General features: G+C 66.1%; 25 protein-coding genes. 12 read left to right on the top strand and 13 right to left on the bottom strand.

Annotated features, from left to right (window positions below):
• Positions 1-67 precede the first annotated feature (67 nt).
• The 4 genes from R0145_RS14640 to R0145_RS14625 are packed head-to-tail and all read right to left on the bottom strand — an operon-like array spanning position 68 to position 3735.
• On the bottom strand, positions 68-835 hold the full coding sequence (locus R0145_RS14640) for a hypothetical protein (protein WP_317837602.1): 768 nt from the start codon (positions 833-835) through the stop codon (positions 68-70).
• Entirely contained in the window at positions 832-1848 is a 1017-nt protein-coding gene (locus R0145_RS14635) for a GDP-L-fucose synthase (RefSeq protein ID WP_317837601.1), read from the bottom strand. Before R0145_RS14635 ends, R0145_RS14640 begins: the two co-directional genes overlap by 4 nt.
• Entirely contained in the window at positions 1838-2884 is a 1047-nt protein-coding gene (gene gmd / locus R0145_RS14630) for a GDP-mannose 4,6-dehydratase (protein ID WP_317837599.1), read from the bottom strand. The genes R0145_RS14635 and gmd overlap by 11 nt, the downstream gene beginning before the upstream one ends.
• Complete coding sequence (locus R0145_RS14625) at positions 2881-3735, bottom strand: glycosyltransferase family 2 protein (RefSeq protein WP_317837598.1); 855 nt, start codon at positions 3733-3735, stop codon at positions 2881-2883. Before R0145_RS14625 ends, gmd begins: the two co-directional genes overlap by 4 nt.
• Positions 3736-4059: 324 nt before the next feature.
• Between R0145_RS14625 and R0145_RS14620 the strand changes: the two genes are divergently transcribed.
• From R0145_RS14620 to R0145_RS14610, 3 genes are all read left to right on the top strand, one after another.
• Positions 4060-4863 carry an alpha-1,2-fucosyltransferase gene (locus tag R0145_RS14620; protein ID WP_317837597.1) on the top strand — a complete coding sequence of 268 codons (804 nt, stop codon included), beginning with the start codon at positions 4060-4062 and terminating at the stop codon, positions 4861-4863.
• Between the two features lie 132 nt (positions 4864-4995).
• A complete protein-coding gene (locus R0145_RS14615; protein ID WP_317837596.1) occupies positions 4996-5859 on the top strand; it encodes a capsular polysaccharide synthesis protein in 864 nt (287 codons plus the stop codon).
• Between the two features lie 49 nt (positions 5860-5908).
• The gene (locus tag R0145_RS14610; protein ID WP_317837595.1) at positions 5909-6937 is read left to right on the top strand and encodes a glycosyltransferase family A protein; all 1029 of its coding nucleotides are present in this window, start codon (positions 5909-5911) and stop codon (positions 6935-6937) included.
• Between the two features lie 72 nt (positions 6938-7009).
• Here the strand turns inward: R0145_RS14610 and R0145_RS14605 are convergent, their stop codons facing one another.
• Positions 7010-8014, bottom strand: coding sequence for a PIG-L family deacetylase (locus R0145_RS14605; protein WP_317837594.1), 1005 nt, complete (start codon positions 8012-8014; stop codon positions 7010-7012).
• Positions 8011-9012, bottom strand: a complete 1002-nt coding sequence (locus R0145_RS14600; RefSeq protein ID WP_317837593.1) for a hypothetical protein — start codon at positions 9010-9012, stop codon at positions 8011-8013. The genes R0145_RS14605 and R0145_RS14600 overlap by 4 nt, the downstream gene beginning before the upstream one ends.
• Positions 9013-9133: 121 nt before the next feature.
• On the opposite strand from R0145_RS14600, the gene R0145_RS14595 reads away from it, so the two are divergent.
• Positions 9134-9703 (top strand): hypothetical protein, encoded by a 570-nt coding sequence (locus R0145_RS14595; RefSeq protein WP_317837592.1) that lies wholly within the window; start codon positions 9134-9136, stop codon positions 9701-9703.
• A 355-nt stretch (positions 9704-10058) separates the two neighbouring features.
• Positions 10059-10979, top strand: a complete 921-nt coding sequence (locus R0145_RS14590) for an amidase domain-containing protein (protein WP_317837591.1) — start codon at positions 10059-10061, stop codon at positions 10977-10979.
• A 399-nt stretch (positions 10980-11378) separates the two neighbouring features.
• Here the strand turns inward: R0145_RS14590 and R0145_RS14585 are convergent, their stop codons facing one another.
• The 7 genes from R0145_RS14585 to R0145_RS14555 all read right to left on the bottom strand — a co-directional run bounded on the left by R0145_RS14585 (position 11379) and on the right by R0145_RS14555 (position 15651).
• Complete coding sequence (locus tag R0145_RS14585; RefSeq protein WP_317837590.1) at positions 11379-12137, bottom strand: amino acid ABC transporter ATP-binding protein; 759 nt, start codon at positions 12135-12137, stop codon at positions 11379-11381.
• Between the two features lie 57 nt (positions 12138-12194).
• The gene (locus R0145_RS14580; RefSeq protein ID WP_317837589.1) at positions 12195-12863 is read right to left on the bottom strand and encodes an amino acid ABC transporter permease; all 669 of its coding nucleotides are present in this window, start codon (positions 12861-12863) and stop codon (positions 12195-12197) included.
• 59 nt (positions 12864-12922) lie between these two features.
• Positions 12923-13747 (bottom strand): transporter substrate-binding domain-containing protein, encoded by an 825-nt coding sequence (locus R0145_RS14575; RefSeq protein ID WP_317837588.1) that lies wholly within the window; start codon positions 13745-13747, stop codon positions 12923-12925.
• Positions 13748-13888: 141 nt separating this feature from the next.
• Positions 13889-14323 carry a hypothetical protein gene (locus R0145_RS14570; protein WP_317837587.1) on the bottom strand — a complete coding sequence of 145 codons (435 nt, stop codon included), beginning with the start codon at positions 14321-14323 and terminating at the stop codon, positions 13889-13891.
• A complete protein-coding gene (locus tag R0145_RS14565) occupies positions 14320-14742 on the bottom strand; it encodes a hypothetical protein (protein WP_317837586.1) in 423 nt (140 codons plus the stop codon). Before R0145_RS14565 ends, R0145_RS14570 begins: the two co-directional genes overlap by 4 nt.
• Positions 14743-15263: 521 nt before the next feature.
• On the bottom strand, positions 15264-15446 hold the full coding sequence (locus R0145_RS14560; RefSeq protein WP_317837585.1) for a PspC domain-containing protein: 183 nt from the start codon (positions 15444-15446) through the stop codon (positions 15264-15266).
• 16 nt (positions 15447-15462) lie between these two features.
• Positions 15463-15651, bottom strand: a complete 189-nt coding sequence (locus tag R0145_RS14555; protein ID WP_317837584.1) for a PspC domain-containing protein — start codon at positions 15649-15651, stop codon at positions 15463-15465.
• A gap of 304 nt (positions 15652-15955) precedes the next feature.
• Here R0145_RS14555 and R0145_RS14550 point away from each other — a divergent pair, with 304 nt between their 5' ends.
• From R0145_RS14550 to R0145_RS14520, 7 genes are all read left to right on the top strand, one after another.
• Positions 15956-16849 (top strand): fused MFS/spermidine synthase, encoded by an 894-nt coding sequence (locus R0145_RS14550; protein WP_317837583.1) that lies wholly within the window; start codon positions 15956-15958, stop codon positions 16847-16849.
• Positions 16850-17006: 157 nt separating this feature from the next.
• The gene (locus R0145_RS14545) at positions 17007-17651 is read left to right on the top strand and encodes a class E sortase (protein ID WP_317837582.1); all 645 of its coding nucleotides are present in this window, start codon (positions 17007-17009) and stop codon (positions 17649-17651) included.
• Positions 17652-17850: 199 nt separating this feature from the next.
• Entirely contained in the window at positions 17851-18417 is a 567-nt protein-coding gene (gene pyrE / locus R0145_RS14540; protein ID WP_317837581.1) for an orotate phosphoribosyltransferase, read from the top strand.
• A gap of 148 nt (positions 18418-18565) precedes the next feature.
• Positions 18566-19519, top strand: coding sequence for a LemA family protein (locus R0145_RS14535; protein ID WP_317837580.1), 954 nt, complete (start codon positions 18566-18568; stop codon positions 19517-19519).
• 692 nt (positions 19520-20211) lie between these two features.
• Entirely contained in the window at positions 20212-20709 is a 498-nt protein-coding gene (locus R0145_RS14530; RefSeq protein WP_317837579.1) for a hypothetical protein, read from the top strand.
• Between the two features lie 235 nt (positions 20710-20944).
• Positions 20945-21565: a TrmH family RNA methyltransferase gene (locus R0145_RS14525; RefSeq protein WP_317840260.1), complete on the top strand. Its 621-nt coding sequence runs from the start codon at positions 20945-20947 to the stop codon at positions 21563-21565.
• An 87-nt stretch (positions 21566-21652) separates the two neighbouring features.
• Positions 21653-22420, top strand: coding sequence for a GntR family transcriptional regulator (locus R0145_RS14520; protein ID WP_317837578.1), 768 nt, complete (start codon positions 21653-21655; stop codon positions 22418-22420).
• Positions 22421-22501: the final 81 nt, after the last annotated feature.

Below are 22501 nucleotides of genomic sequence, written 5' to 3'. Positions count from 1 at the left end.
TTCGCTAGGTCGGCTGAGTCGTCGCGGACGCCCGACCGAGAGGGGCGGAGAGCTGGTCGGGCCCAGGTCAGACGGTCAGGTGACCGAACGTCCGCTTGGCAAGCCCTTCAACCTTACGCATCACGACCTCAGGCAAGGACGCCTCCAACCGGGAGCCGTACGTATGACCCGTCGTCCCGGACTGTCCCATGACGACGATGCGCGCCGGGAATCGCTCAACGCCGACCCGGTCCGCGTACTCCGCGGTCACGAGCCGCTCTGCGACGACACGCTCCAGCCAGTGACCGCTCCCGTCGTCGCACGCATGCGCCATGTCTCCGAGCACGGATCGCCAGGTTCCTGCTGTGGTCTGTAGGAAGCGGGTGTCACAGAACGATCGATCAATCGTGCGCCGCACCCGAACGATGCCCGTCCCGATCGGGCGGCTGATCACGCGGTCCGCGTGCAACACCCGCAAGCGCCCGGTGATCTTGCACAGTGGAGACAGGTCAGGCAGTTCCAGCTCAGCGATGGCGGCGTCGATCGCCGAAGCTTCGAACGCACCCTTGCCGTGCACGGCCAACGACGGATCCGGACGGTGATCGACAAGGACGACGTCACGGCGATCGGTCAGTCCGAACTCGCTGCGGGTCGCCCCGGAGGTGTCGACCACCACGACCCGGGCACCCAGCCGATGGGCGGCGTCTTGCCAAAACGCGAGTGCTTCGCGGTACTGTCCGGCTCGGACCACAGGATCGGCGACAGTGGTCGGGAATGACCCGTTGTGATCGAGGAACACAGGATCGGGGTGGACCGCGGCCGTCAGGAGCAGCCAGCCTGCTTCGGGGGTGCTCATGTCCTGGTCGCTTGGTCGGCGCGTGCTTGCCGTGCCAGAACATCGGGATCCTGAGCCAAGTACCATTCGACGGTGCGCCGGACACCGGTGGCCAAGTCAACCGTGGGGTGGAAGCCGAGGATCTCGTGGGAGCGGGTGATATCCAGCACCCGGCGGTTCACGCCGCTGGGCTTGGTGGCGTCCCAGACGACGTGTCCGGTGTAGCCAACGGCGGCTTTGACCAATGCTGCAAGGTCTCGTATGGAGGTCTCCACGCCGGTCCCGATATTGATGGGGTCAGGAGTGATGTCGACCTCGCAGGCGCGGGCAATTGCCTCGCCGGCGTCGGTCACGTACAAGAACTCCCGGGTCGCTTCTCCAGTGCCCCAGTTGGTGACGGACGGATCGTCTCTACGCGCCGCCTCCGCATAACGATGGATCATTGCCGGCATGACATGACTGGAGGCCGGGTTGAAGTTGTCTCCGGGACCGTACAGGTTCGTCGGAATGAGTACGGCCGTCTCAATGCCGTATTGCTGACTATAGGTGGCGCAGGCCTCGTGAAGCATGCGTTTGGCGACGCCGTAGGGTCCGGTCTGCGGGGTTGGCTTGCCCCCCCAGATGTCCTTCTCGTTGAGCGGCATCGGAGCGTCATCAGGGTACGCGCAGGTGGTCGAGACCAATACAAACCTCGCCACACCGGCTTGACGAGCCGCTTCGAGCACGTTGAGCCCCATCATGGCATTCTCATAGAGGAAGGCGCCAGGATTTCGAATGTTGGCGCCGATCCCGCCCACGCGGGCGGCGGCGTGCACGACAATCTGTGGAGCGACATCAGCCATCATGTCACGAGCCTGCTGTTGCTCGACGAGGTCGACATCCCGTGAGCGGATCGTGACAACGCTTGCGCCTCGGCGGACCAAGGCCGTGCAGATGCTGCGGCCGAGAAAACCTCCGCCGCCGGTGACAAGGACACGGGTCCGCGCGAGTGGACCGCGGCCTCGATCGGCTCCCGTGGACAGGTCAGTCATCATTTGCCTCCACGCGGTACGGCCACCACGCCAATGGCACTTGATCGACATAATGAGCGCCGTGGTGCTCGAGCGCCTTGGTGTCATATTCCACCATCATTGCGGCCAACTGCATCGGCGTCACCTCGGAGTGCCAATTCAGCTTGGCTTCCGCCTTGGATGGATCACCCCACAGGAAGTCCACTTCGGCGGGTCGTAAATAGCGCTCATCGAAGCGGACATGTTTCTCCCAATCCAAGCCGGCGTGCTCGAACGCTGCGACGAGAAAATCTTGGACAGTATACGCTTGGCCTGTGGCGAGGCAGTAGTCCGCGGGTTCCTCGGCCTGAAGCATCCGCCACATGCCCTCGACGTACTCGGGGGCATAGCCCCAGTCGCGTTTGGCCTGGAGATTTCCCATGTACACGTAATCTTCGAGGCCAGCTTTGATACGAGCGACCGCCCGGGTGATCTTGCGTGTGACGAAGGTCTCACCACGACGAGGAGATTCGTGGTTGAACAGGATACCATTTACTGCGAACAGTCCGTAACCTTCACGGTAGAGCCGGGTCATCCAATACGAGTACAACTTCGCGGCTGCGTACGGAGACTGAGGTTGAAAAGGCGTCTCCTCGTTCTGCCGCGGCGCCGCGGATCCGAAAAGCTCGGACGTCGATGCCTGGTAGTAACGGGTATTCAACCCGCTCATGTGTACCGCTTCCAGGACACGTGCCGCGCCCAGGCCCGTCACGTCGCCGGTGTAGGTGGGCTCGTCGAAGCTCACTCGTACGTGGGACTGCGCAGCGAGGTTGTAGATCTCGTCAGGTTGGATACTTTCTACGAGGGTGAGCAGGCGGGACCCGTCGGTCATGTCGCCGTAGTGCAGGTGTAGCCGGACATCCTGCTCATGAGGATCCCGGTACAGATGATCGATCCGCACCGTGTTGAAGGTCGATGCACGCCGGATGACGCCGTGGACGTCATATCCCTTGCCGAGGAGAAGCTCAGCAAGGTAGGAGCCGTCCTGACCGGTGATGCCCAGGATGAGTGCTGTCTTCAATGTCCCTCCGTGAAGGTGGATCCGAACAGGGACGCGGCTGACCGCCGGACCCGTTTCATGCGTGCTGCGGCGCCGTGAATGAGGTCCTCCACGCGCCCGTACCGATGCTGGAGATACCGCAGTCGTTGCATAGTCCGGCGGTGGTCTCGGATCACAGCTTCGAGGTTCGCCAAGAACAATTGGGGGTGGGCGCGGTATACCTCCGCCAAGGCGTGGACGGAGTCCTCCTCCGTCATGCGGTGAGTGATGGACCCAGGCGTCTGCCGGTAGTGGTACAGGACATCGTCTATACGGGTGACAGTGCGTCCAAGTCCGATGATCGCCAGCCACATCCCGTAGTCGTCGAGCCTGAGTGGCGGGTAGCCTCCGGCGGTCTGCCAGTCGACGCGGCGGAACATCACACAGGCATGGATGACATTGGTGACGATCTCCTGCTCCAAAGAAAAGGGTGGCAGGTCCCATGCCCAGTACTTGCCGGAGTCATCGAACTGATCGGCGAGGCAATAGACCAGCCCGAGCCCGGGGTCGGCATCCAACAGCATGGCAGCGCGGCGGACGTAGCTCGGCTCAATGCGGTCATCCGCGTCCAACGACAAGATGTAGTCGGCCGAAGCGTGATTGATCCCGTGGTTGCGGGCAGCCACTACACCTGACTGCTCCTGTCTGAGGACGGTTACGCCCAAGCGTGTTGCCGCCTCAAGGACCTCCAACGTGACAAGTTCGGTTGAACCATCGTCTACTACGATGTGCGTAACGTCGGGGTAGTCCTGTCTTCTCACCGAGGCCAGAGCGTCGAGAAGGTAGCGCCCATCGTTGTGGCAGGGGGTCACAATGGCGACACTACTGCTCACGCTCCCCCTTCCTCCGACGCTGGAGCAAGATCCACTGATGCAGGTACGAGGCTCCGAGTGGACTGGACATTAGCATGATTGAGTGTCGTCACGATCGCACTCTCGAACCGTATAGAGTCTGTGCTGGGTGCAGGATCGGGATCGCTCGCGTGACCCATCTCTCATCTGACGATCCGAGACTGAGGTGGGGGAATGCGTGGAGGGACGTCCGGGCGGCCTGCTCGTCCGACTGATGGCGCGGACAGACCATTTGGGGATTTGTTGGCCCGCACGCTCGGGGTCGTGCGTCGAGGTCCTCGAGAAGTTTTCTGGACGCTGCCGGGCTTGGGTCTTGGCAACTTCTTGTACCACTGGATGTGGGCTGCCAGTGGGCGTGACGGCGGCTTGCAGCGTGCCGTACTGCGCCGCTCCGAGTCCGATCCGTGGGTTTCCGTCTTCCCTGCGGTTGCTGACCTGCTGATTGATCGGCGTGACGTGCGACTGACCGATCAACGAGCCACTGCACCTATGAGCAATTTCGGGGAGGATTTCACCGAGGACGAGTTGGCGACTTTCGTCCGCGAGCGCCTGTTGACGGCTCCGTTGTTCGCAGATGTGGCTGAGCGTGTGCTGGCTTCCGATCAGACCGATGAACTTGTTGTACATGTCCGGCGGGGCAGCTATTATCAGTATCCTGATTTGGCTCAGCGCTATGGGATGGATACCCCGAGTTATGTGCGTCTCGCGGTCGATCAAGCCGCCGCAGAGCGCACTATCCCATCGATTCGGGTGCTGTCCAACGATTTGACATGGTGCCGTGAAAGTTTGGGGTGGCTTGCTTCCTTCAGTCCGGTCGTTCACTTCGGTGGGGCTGGCACGTCGGCAGCCGAAGATTTTCGTGATCTTGCGGTGGCGCGTCGTCTGGTCCTGAGTAACTCCACGTACTCGTACTGGGCCGGTTATGTTTCAAACGTCCTGCATGAGGGCAATAATAATTCCGAGGTGTGGGCGCCCCTGTTCCATATGCGCGGCGGCAGAGATTGGCGCTCGCGGCATCTCGATCCGACCTGGCGTGTGGTGGCTGAGCTCCCGAACGGCTGGGAAGACCCTGATCTATCTCGAGATGCTTCCGTGCATTCGATTCTATAGACTTCGGTAGAGACGGGTTGATTACTTTAGAAGTTTAAATCTTTCAGAAGTATAAATGGGGTCCGGCAGGACAAGAGTGAAATCGGCTCTGCCGAGGAGGTGATACGTGTGGTCAATCCGGCCGTCCGAAGCGTGAAGAAGATCAAGCATGTCACTTGGCTGGCGGGGCGTCGACTCAGCCCGATCGTCACCCAGACCGTTGATGCGGTGATTCGTCGGGCTCACCGGTGGAACCCGTACGAGTACTCCGCAGAGCGATACCCACATACGTTTCTGGCGTCAACGACGAGCATGCTCGTGCCCGGCGATGTGTCGCGCCGCGTGTTCTGCGCATGGACGGGGAATAATCCGATGCCCGCGCCCCGGGTGCGGGCTCTTGAATCGATCCGGGAGACGCTGCGGGCCCAGGAGGTGGTTCTGATCACCCCGGAGAACCTCGGCGATTGGATCGTCGAGTCCGATCCGCTGCCAGAGGCGTATTGGAATTTGTCGGCAGTCCACCGCTCGGACTACCTACGGGTATACATTGCCCATCACTACGGCGGCGGGTGGACCGACATCAAGCCGCTGCAGCACCCATGGGTGGACGCATTCGACATGCTCGAACGCGATCCGGAGGCGTGGCTGGCGGGCTACTCTGAGGTTTCGCACGCGGCTATGGCGGATTGTGGCCCGATCCTGAACCGAGATCTGAAACTACACTTTCCGGCCTTGGTCGGTTCCTGCGCGTACATCTGTCGACCGCATTCCCCGTTCACCGACGAATGGTTGCGCGAGGTCAAGGCGCGTCTTGCGTATTTCTCGGCCGCATTGAGGGAGAGTCCCGGCGAGATAAGGGGGCAATTCATCCGTTACCCTGTGCCGTACTTGGGAGTATTTTCGGCAGTCTATCATCCGCTTCAATTGAAGTACCTGCCACATATGCGAAAATGTGAGAATCTGCAGCCAGATTTTGATGCTGATTTCCGTGGTGTGGAGGAGGCTGCTCAGCGCTGACCCCCTGTGGGGATAATCCGCCCCGTGGTTTCGGCGGGCTGGAGGCGGGGTGGTCGATCATTTCGGTTACAAGAGAGACAAATATTCGTCAGAGTGCCTGATTGGGGGAAAGGGCATGCCAGTTCCGTTGGTGACAGTTATTATTCCTTGCTTCAATGCTGCGTCGACTCTGGGGACGCAACTTGAGGCGCTCGCTTCACAAATCGATGCGCCAGAGTTCGAAGTGCTGGTGGTGGACAATCGGTCCACAGATAATCTCGTGCAGGCGGTCGCTGCATGGCAGGGCAGAGTGCCGGGTCTTCGTGTTGTTGCGGCATCACGTTGGCAAGGGGTGTCTTATGCACGCAACACAGGAATTGCGGTTGCGGCATCGGAAAAGTTGCTTTTCTGTGATGCGGATGACTGTGTGTCGCGGTGGTGGGTGCGCGATGGTGTGCGAATGCTGAAAATATTTCCGGTCTTTTCTGGCATGGCAGTGGAGTTGAGTGAGGACCGCTTCATCGGATCCCCCGATGATATTCGGACCCTCGTGGGCGACGCCGACATCCCTGATCCCGAGATCCTGTGGCAGCATGACAACAACTTCCCGATCCTGATGGGTGGCACCTTCGGGATCAGGCGTGATGTCATCCTGGGAGTCTCGGGCTTCGACCAGTCTCTCCCGTCCGCGGGTGAGGACAATGACTTGGCGCTGCGGCTCCGGGCAGCTGGCTACGAGGTGCCAGATGTTCGCTGCGCCTCGATTGCTTACCGTACTCGTACCGACGTGAGTAGAGCTGCAAGAGTCGCCCGGCGCGCAGGGAGAGCGCACGTCCTGGTCTGTGTCAGGCATGGCCTGGGTGGGAAATCTCCCCTTGTGGGGCGCAGCCGGTGGGCGACAAACCTGCTGCGGACAATAGGTGCCGCACTCAAAATGATACTGTTTCGGTCTACTAGGGACTGGGACGGAATCAGGATACGTTGGGCCGTGCACATCGGGGTGCTACTCGGCTGTGTTTACTACTATTTTCTCAGACGGATCCCCGAACCCCAACTCGGTGTGGGCCTGGATGTCAGGATTCCTGGGCCTTCCTGGTGAATCGCTGTAGTGTCCGGCCGCACCAAGAGCCCGTGCTGGCTGACTTCCTAGATGTTCCCAGTGTGAGCCCTCTCAGCGGGTGTTTGACCGGAGGACCCACGATCTCTCGATGGTGGGCAACGAATCCGCCGCGGAGAGGCGCCCGCTGGGCTCAAGGACGGACAACTGAGACGTGTAGTGCGCTATCGCTCTGTGCTTGCCGTGACGATCGACAGTAAACTCGCGTGGGCTGACCATCCATCGGTGTTGACGCGCTACGCGAGCTATCTCGGCATCTGCAGGGGCGCCCCAGAGGTAGGGCAGGTCCTCTGCAAGCACGATCTGGATCCCGGGCTGATTTGCAAGAACGGCTAAGCCGGCGTTTCGAACTGCGAGATGGTCGTTGTTCACGGCCCAGCCTTTGCGGAGAGCCCAGTGTCGGCGCCACTGATACTCACGATGCAGAGCCTCTTGCGCAAGATGGCGAAGGCTGTCCCTCAGCGACGGGCTCGGTGATGTGACAGGCTGGGAGCTCGGTGCAGCTGCGGTCTCCTTGCTCGCGGCCACCTGCTTGTCAGCTGCGTCCGTGGGCGGCGTGTGGTGCGTGCTGGCCTCCCGTGACGCCGAGGCGCGGGGTGATCGAACGCGCTTCACGAGGTCGAAGAGCGATGGCGGCACAGTCGTGCCCGCACAAGCAGGCAGTACCACAGTGACCCGGCGGCCCGGTCTGGACCCCAGCCAGTCGAGCAGGTCGTGACTCATCTGCTCCAAGTCGCGTTGCCTCCGGGGCGGGTCGGTGTAGGCGCCGTCGAGGCCGTTCAGGTGCCGATACCGCGCTCCCGCCACATCGCAGGCCGCGATGTCCTCTGCCCTCCTGCGGACCATCAGGGTGTGGGAATCGGGGAACCCACAGGTGCGATCCCAGTCAGTTGTCATGGGTGGGTCCGGCTCTCCGGCGAAGACCGTCCAGACCTCTGCGCCGGTTCGGTGGATGATCTCGTAGGCACTCAACAAGGCGTCGTCGAGATGGGGGGAAATGACGAGGACATCGCCCCACTCAGCCAAGTTTTCCGTCTCTCGGTTCACTGGCAGACTCATGACGCCTCATTCATTTGAGAGTGATCTGATGTGCTGGGCCGATCACCGGCTGGATCCCGAACGCTGGTAGCGGGTCGGATCCGCGCGGTTGCGCTCCCGGGATCGCGTCGGATGGTCACGCCGAAACCTATGGGCGACGTCGCGAGTCGAAGGTTCTTGAGCCTCGTGACCGGCTTCTCCACCCAGACCCAAGAGGCCAGCGCCAACGTAATGGTCAGGGCCAACGCCAGCAGACAGGTCGCGACGAACGGGAGGCGGTCACCCAGGAGGATGGCCAGGAACTGCTGCGCGGCGAACGCGTAAATGTAGATGCCGTACGAGATATCGTTCCGGGCTCCCCACTGGATCGGCAAGCGGGCGCCCAGCCACAGGATCAGGACGCCGTACGGGAGTTGACCCCAGGCCGATGCGAGGCCGAACGCGCTCAGCGGTACGAGTGCAGCCAGTGCTGCGGCTGCCACCCACCAGCGCGTTGAGATGCGGTCGCGGACGAAGAACAGGAACATTCCGGCGCAGAAGTAGGCCGCCAGCCTGATTCCATGCAGATACAGGTTCGTGGTGACATCAAGCGGCCCCGTCGCCAACGGAAGCCCGATCATCGCCAGCACCGTGAGAGTGCCGAAGACGAGCGCGCCGTGCTTCCGTGCCAGCCGTCCAGCAGTGCGTAGGTCTTTCCGACGAGTAGCGTCGACACGGGCGCGAAAAGGAACGCCGTGAGGGTGAGGTTCACCCAGAAGGCCGGCAGGATACGGAGCGCTCGCCGCCAAAGGTAGGCGCCAGGGCCGGTGCGCAGTCTGCTCCCCGCGATCAGATAGCCAGAGGCGATGAAAGCCATTCACTGCCCAGTCACCCCAGCTGCCCAGCCTGTCGTACCATCCAGGGCCGTAGCCGGCGACCGGGATGGTGTGGCTGACGATGACCGCCGAGGCCAGACATAGTCGTACGAAGTTGAGCGCATTGTCGTGCGAACTGAGCGCTTCCCCCAAGCTCTTGCTCACAAGGGGCAGCTTCTCAGGCCGTGGCCTCCGCGAGCAAGATGTGTGCCTGCCGGAGAGGCCTCGGCCTGACGGGTAGTGGACCGATGCCGCGGCGCCTTGTCCCGCCGGGCAGACTCTGACCATGCGTAAGCGGGGGACGGTCGGGGGGACCCGCCGGCGATGGCCGGCCGTGCTGGCAATGATCGGTGTGGTGCTGTTGGGCTGCGCGGTGGTGGCGACCGTGCTCGTCGTACGCCCACGGGTCGACCCGGTGCAGCCGGTGGATGCGCTCTATGTGATCGGTCCGGCTGAGGGCCGGATCGCGGAGGCCCGGCAACTGATGGCGGCCGGGGAGGCGCGGACGCTGATCGTGACGGTGAGCGTGAACCCGAAGACCGGGGAGGTCTACACCAAGGACTTCTGTGATCCGGCGAGCTGGGAGGTCATCTGTGTCCAGCCCGACCCGTACGCCACCCGCGGTGAGGCCGGGGTGCTGGCGCGGCTGGTGAAGGAGCACGGATGGTCCCGGGTCGCGGTGATGACCGAGACCAGCCATGTCTCCCGGACCCGGATGTGGATGGACCGCTGCGTGCCCGCCTCGGTGTCGGTGTGGCCGTCGGATGAGCGACGTACGCCCATCTCCTGGGTGGGGGCGATCGCCTACCAGAGTGCGGCCTGGGTCAAGGCGCAGGTCCAACGCGGCTGTCCCTGACGGCCACTGAAAGCTACTATAAAAAAGTTAGCGTAAGTGTGGAGCGTGAGGAGCCGGTAGTCGACCAGGGCTCCGGAACCTGAGAGCTGTGCCGAGTAGGTGTTCCAGCCGGCCGTCGATCGGTGCTGTGTGCCACAGGAAGTGCCGGGGTGGTGGAGGTCGGCTCAGGATGTCGGCACCGTGAAGTTCCAGGGTGCATCCCAGCGGACTTCCGTTGTGATTCTTCGTACGTTTCCATTCGACCTGGCATCGGATAATCTTCTCGTTGGAAGCGTTTGCGGCGCCGTTGACGACCATACAGTAGAGTGAACTCACTGTCTTCCGTCCGAATCGTTGGTTTGTTGAAGGGCGAGAGATGAACAGGATCACCTTGAAGACAGGCGCGGGCATCGTTACCGCAGCCATGATCGCCGTGAGTTTCGGCGCACTGAGCGCCCAGCCAGCAGCGGCAAGTCCATCGCCGGCCGCGACCACCGCGGCAGCAACTGCCACGGTGGCGAAGACGACACAACGGATGAGCGGCCCGTCGCTGGATTCCGGCCAGGCCGGCACCTACCAGGAGGGGACGCAGATCGGCCTGGTCTGCTACGCGCGCGGCCAGCGCGTTCAGGGGCACTTCAGCAACTACATCCCCGCCGGCGGCTGGGACGACCTGTGGTATCGCGCCGCCGACGGACGGTGGGTGGCTGACGTGGACATCGACACGGGCACGAACAACCCAGTCGCCCCGGCCTGCCCCACCCGCATGTTCCAGCCAGACCTCGCCGTCGCCTATGCCTTCGCCCACGTCTACGACGACGGCGACCTCGAGAGTGACTGCACCTACTTCACTTCTCAAGCCTGGTGGTACGCCGGACTTCCCCAGAGCGACCAGTGGCGAGACGGCGCCACCCGTGACCTCGGCTGGGGGCTGCCACCCCTGCCGGTGAACACCGTCTATGGCACGACTCCCGCGGCGGCCAGTGCGGACTGGTTCAAGAACTACGTGGTCGACCAGGGCTACGCCACGATCAAGGAGATCGACTGGTCCGATTCCACGGCGGCCGGCGCTCAACCGGGCGACGTCATCGCCTATGACTGGGACAACGGCGCAGACGGTAAGGTTGACCACCTTGCTCTCGTCGTCGGACTGTCGACAGTGAACGGGCAGCCGATCATCATGCAGCACAGCCCGAGCCGGACCAGGTACTGGAGCCTCGACGGGAACGGGACCCCGCTCACGCAGACGGCCAAGTACAAGGGTGCTCGCGCCTACCTGCTCCACGAGATCGGCTGAACATCCGGCCTGGGGCGCCACAGGCCGGACATGGTCACCAGGGGCTCTGCCGGATCGAAGGATCCGACAGAGCCCCGCTCTTGTACGACGATCCGACGCGGTAGGAACGAGAAGCGATCTGCGGACCGACGGCGCATCGCCCATGCGGTCGACCTTCTCCCGTGAAGAGGATCCCAATCACGCCACAGGCGCGGTTCACCCATGCGTTTGTGTCTGACTACCCGCACAAACGCGTGGGTGAAACCCACCGGCGACGCGCGTGACGGCTTCCGACATCAGCAGCGGGGCAGGTGACTCGCCGGGACACGGACGCGGATCGAGCGTGCGACATCGTGCGCGAGGGGGGCACACCGTGGACGAGGGTGCATGCCGGCCGGTGCGCCGCGGGTGGGGACTCGGTCAGACGCTCCACAGTGGGTCGAGGACCCGGCGGAGGAACTGGCGGGTGCGCGGTTCCCGGGGCTCCCGCAGCACCTGGGCCGGCGCGCCCTCCTCGACGATCACCCCGCCGTCGAGGAAGGCGACATGGTCGGCGACCTGTTCGGCGAACCGGATCTCGTGGGTGACCACCACCATCGTCCAGCCGTCCCGGGCCAGGTCACGCATCACCTGCAGCACATCGCCGACCGTCTCCGGGTCGAGCGCCGAGGTCGGCTCGTCGAAGAGGATCACCTTCGGCTGCAGCGCCAACGCCCGGGCGATCCCCACCCGCTGCTGCTGACCGCCGGACAGGGTGGACGGGAAGGCGTCCGCCTTGTCCAAGAGCCCCACCTGGTCCAGCAGCGCGCGACCCCGTTCCCGGGCCACCTCCGGCGGTTGGTGCTGGACGTGGATCGGGCCCTCCACGACGTTCTCCAGCGCCGTCAGGTGCGGGAACAGGTGATGGGCCTGGAACACGAACCCGAACTGGGCGCGCAGCGTCCGCAGCTGGTCCCGGCCGGGGCGCTGCGCCCAGTCCAGGGTCACCCCGTCGACCCGTACGGTGCCCTGCTCCGGCTTCTCCAGGCCGTTGAGGCAGCGCAGCAGTGTCGTCTTGCCCGAGCCGGACGGCCCGATCAGGACGGTCACCGACCCCTCGTCGACCTGCAGATCCACCGTTCGCAGCACCCGGTGGTCGCCGAAGGACTTCTGCAGTTCCCGTGCCTCCAGCAGACTCATCTCGTTCTCCTCGATCGTGTGGCGGCCGGACCTTGTGGTGGCCGGATCAGGTGGCAGCTAGACCGTCACGTATCGGCCCAGGTGCTGCTCCAGCCGCTGCTGGCCCCACGACAGCCCGCTGCACAGCACCCAGTAGATGACCGCCGCCAGCGAGTACAGCGCGAGGAACTGGTACGACGGGGCAGCGATCTCCTGGGCCCGGCGGAGCAACTCGGTGACCATCACCGTCGACGCCAGCGAGGTGTCCTTCACCAGCGAGATGAAGGTGTTGGACAGCGGCGGGACCGCCACCCGCAGCGCCTGCGGCAGCACCACCCGACGCAGGGTGAGCGTGTAGCCCATCCCGATCGTGGTGGCGGCCTCCCACTGTCCGCGCGGGACGGCCAGGATCGAGCCGCGGATGGTCTCGGCGGCATAGCCCCCGACGTTGAGCGAGAAGGCGATCACCGCCGAGGGGAACGGGTCGATCACCACCCCCAGCATCGGCAGCGCGTAGAAGATGATGAACAACTGCACCAGCAGCGGCGTGCCACGGATGATCGACACGTACGCCGTCGCCAGCCAGCGCAGCACGGCGACCGACGACAGCCGGGCCAGCGCGACCAGCAGCGCCAGCACCAGCCCGACGGCGAACGACACCACGGTGAGCGGGATGGTCCCCACCACCGCCCCCAGCAGCAGCGGGCCGATCGACCTGACGATCAGCTCCCACGTGGCCGGATCCATGGCACACCCCTTCCGGTGATTCCCCAGTGATTTCGGTGACGAAGTGGTTCAGCGACCGATCAGTGCGAGATGTCCTTGCCGAAGTACTTCTCGCCGATCTTCGCCAGGGTGCCGTCGGCGGCCAGGTCGGACAGCGCTTGGTTGATCGGCTCGACCAAGCCGGAGTCCTTGCGCAGCGCGAACGCCTGGAGGACCTTCTGGTCGGGCACCTCGACGGCGGTCTTCACGCTGGTGTCCTTGGTGGTGGTGAAGTACTCCAGAGCGGCCAGGTTGTCGTTCACCGTGAGGTCGACCCGGCCGTCCTTGACCGCGGCGACGGCCTCGGTGAAACCGTCCACCGGCTTCAGGGTCGCGCCGTTGTCGGTGGCGAACGTGCCCCAGTTGGACGTCGCGGTCTGTGCGGCGGTGTGGCCCTTGAGTGAGCCGATCGAGGTGATCGCGGTGTTGTCGGCCTTGACGATGACGACCGGGTAGGACACCGAGTAGGTCGCCGTCAGGTCGTACTTGGCCTTGCGGTCATCGTTGATCGACACCTCGTTGGCGACCAGGTCGTAGCGCTTGGCCTCCAGCCCGGCGAAGATCGCATCCCACTTGGTCTCGGAGAACTGCGGCTTCACCCCGAGCTTGCCGGCGACCGCAGTGATCACCTCGATGTCGTAGCCGGTGAGCTGGTTGGTGGTCTGGTCGTGGAAGGTGAAGGGGGCGTACGTGCCCTCGGTGCCGACCTTGAGCACGCCCGACTTCTGCAGATCGGTCAGGGCGGTCGAGCCGGACGCGGAGCTGCTGGCGGCCGGAGCGGCAGATCCTCCGCCGGCGCATGCGCTCAGGCTGAGGCAGGCGACGAGGAGACCTGCGATCGCCGGGAGGATGCGGGGAGTCTTCATGCTCAGGCCTTCCATGGCAGGGGATCAGCGGCGTGGGGCCACCGAGGTATTAGGTGCGCTTAGGAAGGTAATCCGAAATACTTATGTTGTGCAACTCGCGATCACGCTCCGTCGATCCACTGGACGGTGGCTGTCGGGCGATCAGTCCTTGGGGGCCGACCAGATCTCGGTCATCGTGGCGATCGCCTGGTCCCGGTTCATTGCGAGCACATCGCGTTCGGGGATGCCGGCCATGATGAGTTGGTGGACCAGCGCTGCCGGCAGGGTGGTCCTCGTTAGGCGTGCTGACGCTCCGTGGTTGGGCAGGACCTGGTGCTCGACGCAGGCCCAGAACTCCTCTTCGGTGACGCGGAGCTGTGCCGTCAGGATGGTTGCCCAAACCCCCTTGCCGTAGGTCTCCTTGCTGCTGACGGGGTGCGAGATATGGGTGCGAAGGACAGTGGAATCGGGGAGGACGAGTTCGAAGGTGGGATGGTGTCGGACCGATCCTCCGGTCGCGTTCTTGACCTCTGTCCAGCCCTCGATCCGGCAGAAGTCGCGGTGGGCCTTGCGGTTCGGGGCCGGGAACCCGGTCACGAGACCTGGCCCAGGATCCACTTCGTCAAATAGGCGTCGTCCGATCCCTCGATGATCTGGACCACACCCCAGTTGTCGCTGTGGTTGGAGGCGGTGCGGAGGTGGTCCACCCAGTCCTGGGCGTAGTCGCGCAGTGCCTCGACCATGTCGACCACTGCGTCGTCGAGGGTGTCTCCCTCGACTGCCAAGCCGAGTTCGGGGATCGCCAGGCCCACCGCATCGTCCTCGTGGAAGACCTCGGCCTTCGCGGGGTGGAGCAGCGCCACGGTGCGGACGAGGCGATCGAGGTCCACCACGGCGACGCTCTTGCCCTCGCGCATGTATCGCGCCGGTCGTCCCTCGGACGCGGCGACACTGAGATCCTTGAAGTTGGCACGAGCCTCTGCCACAGAGTCGTAGCTCAGAGTTCCGTTTGTCATGCCTCGAGTGTACATCTTGTACAAGCGGGGCTCCAGAACTCGGGCGCTGCGTCCCATGGCGCCGATATCTTTGTCGGTCGGCCGAACCCTATTACCACGAACCGCCGCCACAGTGCGTATGCCGACGCGACTGTCGACCGGACAGGTCGGGCGGCGGCTGTCGGCGGCAAGCCCTGGTGTTGACCCTCGGTGAGCGGTCATAGGGGAAGGTCGCAGGAGAACCAGAGGTCGCGCGAGCACCGCAGGCGCGAACACCATTGGGGAGGGTGGAACCGGCTTCCTGGACGATGCGGACGACGATCCCCTGTCGGCCAGATCTCCCCACGAACATGACGAAGGCCCGGAGAGTGGGGGAACTCTCCGGGCCTCCGGGGGACCGGGCGACGTCCGTGCAAGGGGGGACACGAGGTGGGGGGACACCTGGAACGTCGCCCGGGGATCAGGGGTGCGGGTCGGTCACGGCGATGTCGGTCCCGTGGGGTCGACCGCGGCGCATCGTCGCATCGTCAGGGCGAGGTCGATCAGGGCTCGTTCGGCATCAGGATCCAGCCGATCAGGTAGATCCACAGCGGCACGCCGGCGAACCAGATCAGCAGGATGAAGGCGAGGCGCACCCAGTTGGCGCCGATGCCGAGTTTGCGGGCGATGCCGGCGCAGACGCCCGCGATCACGCGGTTGTTGCGGGGGCGGTACCAGTCGTTCATGTCGTGGCCTTCCGGGTCACTTCTCGCTGGGCATCAGCACCCAGAGGATCGCGTAGACGAGAGCGCCGGCGCCGCCCCAGAACAGCGAAACGGCGAAGGCGATGCGCAGGATGAGGGGATCGATGCCGAACTTGGCGCCGAGGCCGGCGCACACGCCGGCGATGACGCGGCCCTCGGCCGGGCGGGTGATGCCGATGTCGAGCATGGCGGGTTCCTTCCGGATTCCTTGTCCCTGACGGGTGGACCCGACGATCGGGCCCGGTGTGATCGTGAGGCACCGTCCGCGGCGCCCTCTTCATCCAGCGTCGCCTCTCCGCGGGCCGTCGTAAAGGGATACAGCGGCTCTTCCGGGTGCAATGGGGGACACCGGTGGCGGTGATGGGGGATTCGCCCCCGAGGGGTTTCCAGGGGCCCTCGTACGGTGGCGTCGGCGACGGCGTCCTGTGCGCCGTCCCGTCGGCGGTCCCGCTCCGGGGCGTCGGTGCGGAGGCGTCCCGTACGGTGGAGGCATGTCCCGCCGCCGATCCCGCCCGCACGGCCCGGAACCGGAGGGCGGCCCCGATCCCGCCGGCGGTTCCGGCCCTCCCGGGGAACGTCCCGTCCCGCCACGCGTACTGCCCGACCCGGACCGCCCCGGCGCCTGGCTGGTCCGGATCGGCACCACCGACCAGTCCCACATCGATCCCGCGCATCCGACCGTGCTGGAGTTCGACTACATGCAGCGGATCGCCGAGGCGATCGACGCGTACGCCCCGGCGGGCGAACGGATCCGGATCGTGCACATCGGCGGGGCCGGGATGAGCCTGGCCCGCTACGTCGCCGCGACCCGACCCACCTCCGCCCAGCTCGTCCTCGAACCCGACGCCGCCCTCACCCAGGAGGTGCGGGACAAGGCGCCGCTGCCGCGCCGCTCCGGGATCAAGGTGCGGCCCGTCGACGGACGGTCCGGGATCACCTCGATCCCCGCCGACCACGCCGACATCGTCGTCCTCGACGCATTCGACGGGGCCCGTGTGCCGGGAGAACTGGTCACCGCCGAGTTCCTCGCCGACGTCCGCCGGGTGCTGGTGCCGGGCGGCCTGTTCCTGGCCAACGTCACCGACGCCGGCACGATGGACTGGTCCCGGCGGGTCGCGGTCGGCGTACGGGCCACCTGGTCGCACGCCGCGATCTCCGCCGAACCGTCCACCTGGCGGGGCCGGCGCTTCGGCAACGTCATCCTCTACGGGTCCGCCGCGCCGCTGCCGACCCGGGAACTGGCCCGGGAGGCGGCCGCGGCGGTGTTCGCCTACCGGTTCCTCGACGAGGAGGCGCTGGCCGACTGGTGCGCGGGGGCGCGGCCGTTCACCGCTGCGGACGCCGAGGCATCCCCGGTGCCGCCGGAGCTGTTCCTCGGGCACTGAGCGGGCGCTCCCTCGGCGTCCCGGACACTCCCGGATATCACGCCGACTTGGGACGAACCCCGCCGGTCGCGAGAATGGGCCCGTGAGTTCCAGAGCCGACCGTCCGTCCGCCGCACGCCGTTCCCCGGGTCGGCGTTCCCCGGGCCGGCGTTCCCCCGTGGGCCTCGTCGTGGGCATCCTCCTGCTGGTGATCGGGCTCACCGTGCTCGGCTGGTTCGGCTACCAGTACGTCGGCACGACGATCATCTCCCAGCAGTCGTACGGCCGCACCGCCACCCAGCTGCAGCAGGACTGGTCGAGCGGGCAGACGAGTCCCGCCGCCGCGACCAGCGGCGACGTACGCCCCGACGGGACGGTGACCCGCATCCCCGGGGACGCCCTGGGGATCATGCGGGTGCCGGCCTTCGGTGACTCCTGGGCGGTGCCGATCCTCGACGGGACCGATCAGTCCATCCTCGCCCGGGGGCTGGGTTGGTACGAGAACACCGTCGGTCCCGGCCAGGTCGGCAACTTCGCGGTCGCCGGTCACGTGGTGACCCATGGGCAACCGTTCCGCGAGCTGAAGAGCCTGCAGAAGGGCGCGACCATCGACGTCGAGACCCGCGACGCCGTCTACACGTACGTGATGGACTTCTCGGCCACCGTGACCGACGCCGACACCTGGGTCCTCGACCCGGTGCCGGGCCACCCCGGCGAGCACCCGACCGACAAGCTGATCACGCTGACCACTTGCGCCGACCTGTTCCGGTCCCCGGACCGCTACATCGTCTTCGGCCATCTGGTGAGCACCCGGCAGAAGTAGTTACGGGACCGTCGGTCTGCTTCAGGACGTCCGACTGCTTCAGGACGTCTGCCTGCTTCAGGGAGCAGGGTCGTTTCAGGGGACAGGTCGTTGTGATCCCGTGCGGCACCTCCGTTGTTACCTCTGTCGTCGTCTGCTACCCCTGTCGTCGTCGATGACGGTTCTGCCGATGTCAGCAGCCGCCGCTAGAGTCCCGGATATGGCTCGCTCCGATATCTCCGCCGCCGATCGCGAAGCCCTGATCGGTCTCGTCAACGACCTCGCCGTCGTCCGGGAACACGTCGTGCTGTCCTCCGGCCGGGAGGCCGACTTCTACGTCGACATGCGCCGGGTGACGCTGGACGGCGTGGCCGCGCCGATCGTCGGCCGGGTGATGCGGGCGCTGACCGCCGACCTGGACTTCGACGCGGTGGGCGGGCTCACCCTGGGCGCCGACCCCGTCGCGGGCGCGATGCTGCACTCCGCCGCCGCCGACGGCCGGCGTCTGGACGCGTTCGTGGTGCGCAAGGAGGCCAAGCAGCACGGGCTGCACCGCCGGATCGAGGGCACCGATGTCGCCGGCCGCCGGGTCCTGGTGGTCGAGGACACCTCCACCACCGGCGGGTCTGCCCTGACCGCCGTCGAGGCGCTGCGCGAGGCCGGCGCCGAAGTGGTGGCCGTCGCGGTGATCGTCGACCGGGGAACCGGGGCCGCGGAGAAGGTCGCCGAGGCCGGACTGGAATACCGCTACGCGCTGTCCGCGGCGGAGGACCTCGGGCTGGTCTAGACCGGGCGGGCGCTGGGGCGACGGTGCCCCTGTTCCTCGATCGGCGGGCAACTTCACCCATCGATCGAGGAATGAACGCGGTCCTGAGCCGCCTGGCCTGAGCCCGGCTAAGCTAGCTGTGCCCCTGCATCGTATGAACAGGAGACCCATGAACGGGCTGATCATCTTCCTCATCATCCTCGTGCTGCTCGTTATCGGCGTGGTCGGCTGGACGATCGGGGCGTACAACGGCCTGGTCCGCCTGCGCAACCGGGTGCAGGAGTCGTGGCGCCAGATCGACGTCGAGCTGAATCGTCGCTACGAGTTGATCCCGAACCTCGTCGAGACGGTCCGCGGCTATGCGGCCCACGAGCACAACACGCTGGAGGACATCACCCGGCTGCGCAACCAGGCCGCTGCGCTCGCCGCGCACGAGGGTGCCACCCCGTCGGCCCAGCGCGCCGAGGCCGAGGAGCAGCTGTCCGGTGCTATCCACAACCTGCTGGTGAGCGTCGAGGCGTACCCCGACCTGAAGTCGAACACGAACTTCCTCGAGCTGCAGCGCGCGCTGGGCGAGACCGAGGACCGGATCGCCGCCGGTCGGCGTTATTACAACGCGAACGTGCGGGAGTACAACACCAAGATCGAGTCGTTCCCGACCAACCTGATCGCCGGGAACTTCCACTTCGAGAAGGCCGCCTACTTCGAGGTCAACGACGTGGCGCGTACGTCGCCCGACGTGAGCTTCGGCGAGATCTCCTACCGCGGGCAGGGGCAGCAGGGGGCGCCGCAGGCGCTGCCGCAGCAGCAGTCCGGTACGCCGGCGATGCCGCCCGGTTGGGGTCAGGGCCAGCCGCAGCAGCAGCCGTCGCAGTATCAGCCGCAGCCCCAGCCGTCGCAGTATCAGCCGCAGCCCCAGCCGTCGCAGTATCAGCAGCCCCCGCAGTCCGCCCAGCCGGGGCAGCAGCCCGGTCAGGCACCGACACAGCCCGGCCAGCAGTGGCCGCAGAACCCTCCGCAGCCGCAGCAGTACGGTCAGCCTCGGCAGCCGCAGCAGTACGGCCAGCCCCAGCCGAACCCTCAGCAGCCGAACCAACAGCAGTGGCCGCAGAACCCCCAGTAGTGAGCCGCGGTTCGCGGACACCGCGATGATCCTTCAGTGGCGCGGGCTTAGGCCCGGGCCACTGGCGTCGCGAGGCACCGGCGTGCGGGGCGCCGGCGTGCGGGGCACCGGCGTCCCGGTCTCATCCGATCTGGGCGTTCGGCGCGGTGGCTCCGGTCGCTGTCGGATGAACACCCACACTGGACGGAGCCGGTACGGCACCCCAAACGCTACTGCTGAACTAAACGCTGGTGTTCGTCCCCGGACGCGTCCGCACATGCTGCCGCGTTTGGGGGCGGCCGGCAGCGTCCGGAGTCGGGGGGCCGGACTGGGCGCGCCGGGAACGGCTGGGCACGCGGAAACGGTGTGCCGCCCCGTGACTTGGGTGCGCTCGTTTCGTGACGCTGATCGACTCAGGCACGGATGTTGTTGAGCCGAAGATGCACCCCGGGGGTGACAAGCCCGGAAGCGTTCGGTCCCATGAATGCTCTTGTCGCAGCCTTTCCGGAGATTCACCCCCTCCTTGCAGGGCGCCAGAAGTGTCACCCCCCGGGTGAGAATCTTGCAAGAGACACACTTGGCTTTCGCGGGACGGCTTTCGCGGGACGGATGGTGGGCTTGTCGACCGGTCTCCCGTCCACGGCCGTGTGGCGCCGGACACTGCAGGTCCTCCGATGGCCGCCGTGATGGACACCCCCACTACAGTGGTGGCCATGAGCGCCGGTCCGACCCCGCCCGACCCGTACGCCGTTCCTTCCGGTCTCGCCGGTCCCGGCGCTCGGAGCCAACAGCCCGTCCCGCCGAACCTGCCACCGGCCCTCCCGCAGAACGTGCCGCAGGGTCGGCCGTCGGTTCCCGCGATCCCGCCCTCGGAGCCGCTGGTGGACCCGGCGGATGCCCGGGCGACTCTCGAGGCGCGCCGCGAACTGGGGGCCGAGATGGACCAGGCCCTGGTCGATTCGTTCACTGCTCGGGTCGAGCAGGCGCTGGTCGCCCGGAGCGCCTCCGAGGAGGCCGAGCGGATCCGACAGCACGAACTCGCCAAGGCCGAGAGCAAGAACCAGATGGTGCTCGGCATCGTCTCGCTCAGCCTGGCGATCCCGCTCACCGCGGTCTTCGCCGGCATCAGCGGCCTGGTCGGCGGGCTGGTCGTCTGGATCGGCATCGTGCTGGTCAACATGGCGTACGCCCTGCGCAAGGGGCGCCGCTGAGCATGCCTGTGGATGCCCATACACCCGCGGTCGGCGCCGGATGACCGGGCTCGATCGGCGTACGACGGGGACGGAGGGCCCGGCACCCCAGCGCGAGGCGCCCGACACCCCCGCACCCGAGCCCGACACCCCCGCACCCGAGCGCGGCGCACCCGAGCCCGACGCTCCCCAGAACCCGCCGGCCGCCGCCCCCGGCGTCGGCCCGCACCCGCGGCCCTGGCCCGACGACCCCCGGCTGGACCCCGGCCTGCTCGCCGCCGGCGACCACCGCAACGTCGTCGACGGCTACCGCTACTGGAGTGTCGAGGCGATCGTGGCCGACCTGGACACCCGGCGCCATCCGCTGCACCTCGCGATCCAGAACTGGGAGCACGACTTCAACATCGGGTCGATGGTCCGCACCGCCAACGCCTTCAACGTCGCCGGGGTGCACATCGTCGGCCGCCGTCGCTGGAACCGCCGCGGCGCGATGGTGACCGACCGCTACCTGCACGTGCAGCACCACCCGGACGCCGCCGACCTCGCCGCCTGGGCCCACCAGGCCCGGATCCCGCTGATCGGCGTCGACAACCTGCCCGGGTCGGTCCCGCTGGAACGTACGACGCTGCCGCAGGCCTGCTGCCTGGTGTTCGGGTCCGAGGGGACCGGCCTGACCGACGACCTGCTCGCCGCCTGTGAGCAACTGGTCGCCATCACGCAGTACGGCTCGACCCGGTCGATCAACGCGGGTGCGGCCGCCGCGATCGCCATGTACCACTGGGCGCAGCGCTGGGCCGGAACGCCCCGAACAGTCGACCGGCCAGCTGAGCAGACGCTCAACGGGGATGCCCCTCCCTTCCGGCAGCCGGTCCCGTAGGATCCGAGATGGGCCGGCCGTGGGGGCGCGACCGGGTAGGACGCGATTCGACGACCGCCAACAGGAAGGTGACCCGTGGACCCATCGGTGAGTACGTCCGGCGACCTCTTGGCGAAGCTCCCGACCGACCAGGAGGGCGGGACCACCACCAAGCGAGTTCGGGTACGCCGGAGGCTCGAGGAACTCATCGACACCGGACTCAAGCCGGGTGATGCCATCCCCTCCGAACGGACGCTCGTCGCGGGCCTCGGGGTGAGCCGGGTGACCGTGCGCCAGGCGATCGCCGACTTGGTCGAGGTCGGCCGGTTGGAACGGGTGCACGGCAAGGGGACGTACGTCACCGGCCCGCAGGTCGACTCCCAGCTGCACCTGACTTCCTTCTCCCGCGAGATGCGCGAGCGGGGCCTGCGCCCGGAGACCAAGGTGCTCGCGGCGAGCCAGGTGGCCGCCGACGCCGAGGTGGCCGAGAAGCTGCATGTCCCGGTCGGCCGCCCGGTGGTCCGGGTCGAACGACTGCGGCTCGCCGACGGCACCCCGATGGCCCACGAGGTCGGCTACTACCCCTCCGCGCTGTTCCCGGGGCTGCTGGAGCAGAAGCTCGACACGCTCTACGACGTGTTCGCGACCAAGTACGGCTTCGTGGTCTCGTCGGGCTATCAGACCGTACGCTCCGAGGCCGCCGACGCGGTCCACGCCCACGTCCTGCAGATCCCGCGCAAGGCCCCGCTGCTGGTGCAGGAACGGGTGACGAAGAGCGGGGACACCACGATGGAGTTCGCCACGTCGTGGTACCGGGCCGACCGCTACCGGATCCATATGAAGATCACTCCGGCGGGCACCGGCAACGGAGCCTGAGCGCGGATCGTCGGTGGCCGATGCGCCTGCGGGCAGGCCGCTGGGTGCGGCCTCGGTCAGGTCAGCCGCCTGCCTCGGGCC

The organism is Raineyella sp. W15-4, from assembly GCF_033170155.1.
Lineage (GTDB): Bacteria > Actinomycetota > Actinomycetes > Propionibacteriales > Propionibacteriaceae > Raineyella.
The sequence above is the reverse complement of the archived record's forward strand: the minus strand, read 5'-3'. Positions and strand labels throughout refer to the sequence as shown.

Bases quoted from the DNA above. Each gene is read 5' to 3' on its own strand.
- R0145_RS14595 (WP_317837592.1), top strand. From the start codon at position 9,134: ATGCGTAAGCGGGGGACGGTCGGGGGGACCCGCCGGCGATGGCCGGCC.
- R0145_RS14575 (WP_317837588.1), bottom strand. From the start codon at position 13,747: ATGAAGACTCCCCGCATCCTCCCGGCGATCGCAGGTCTCCTCGTCGCC.
- R0145_RS14580 (WP_317837589.1), bottom strand. From the start codon at position 12,863: ATGGATCCGGCCACGTGGGAGCTGATCGTCAGGTCGATCGGCCCGCTG.
- R0145_RS14565 (WP_317837586.1), bottom strand. From the start codon at position 14,742: ATGACAAACGGAACTCTGAGCTACGACTCTGTGGCAGAGGCTCGTGCC.
- R0145_RS14605 (WP_317837594.1), bottom strand. From the start codon at position 8,014: ATGAGTCTGCCAGTGAACCGAGAGACGGAAAACTTGGCTGAGTGGGGC.
- R0145_RS14560 (WP_317837585.1), bottom strand. From the start codon at position 15,446: ATGAACGACTGGTACCGCCCCCGCAACAACCGCGTGATCGCGGGCGTC.
- R0145_RS14535 (WP_317837580.1), top strand. From the start codon at position 18,566: ATGAACGGGCTGATCATCTTCCTCATCATCCTCGTGCTGCTCGTTATC.
- R0145_RS14635 (WP_317837601.1), bottom strand. From the start codon at position 1,848: ATGATGACTGACCTGTCCACGGGAGCCGATCGAGGCCGCGGTCCACTC.
- R0145_RS14590 (WP_317837591.1), top strand. From the start codon at position 10,059: ATGAACAGGATCACCTTGAAGACAGGCGCGGGCATCGTTACCGCAGCC.
- R0145_RS14555 (WP_317837584.1), bottom strand. From the start codon at position 15,651: ATGCTCGACATCGGCATCACCCGCCCGGCCGAGGGCCGCGTCATCGCC.
- R0145_RS14550 (WP_317837583.1), top strand. From the start codon at position 15,956: ATGTCCCGCCGCCGATCCCGCCCGCACGGCCCGGAACCGGAGGGCGGC.
- pyrE (WP_317837581.1), top strand. From the start codon at position 17,851: ATGGCTCGCTCCGATATCTCCGCCGCCGATCGCGAAGCCCTGATCGGT.
- R0145_RS14640 (WP_317837602.1), bottom strand. From the start codon at position 835: ATGAGCACCCCCGAAGCAGGCTGGCTGCTCCTGACGGCCGCGGTCCAC.
- R0145_RS14585 (WP_317837590.1), bottom strand. From the start codon at position 12,137: ATGAGTCTGCTGGAGGCACGGGAACTGCAGAAGTCCTTCGGCGACCAC.
- R0145_RS14530 (WP_317837579.1), top strand. From the start codon at position 20,212: ATGAGCGCCGGTCCGACCCCGCCCGACCCGTACGCCGTTCCTTCCGGT.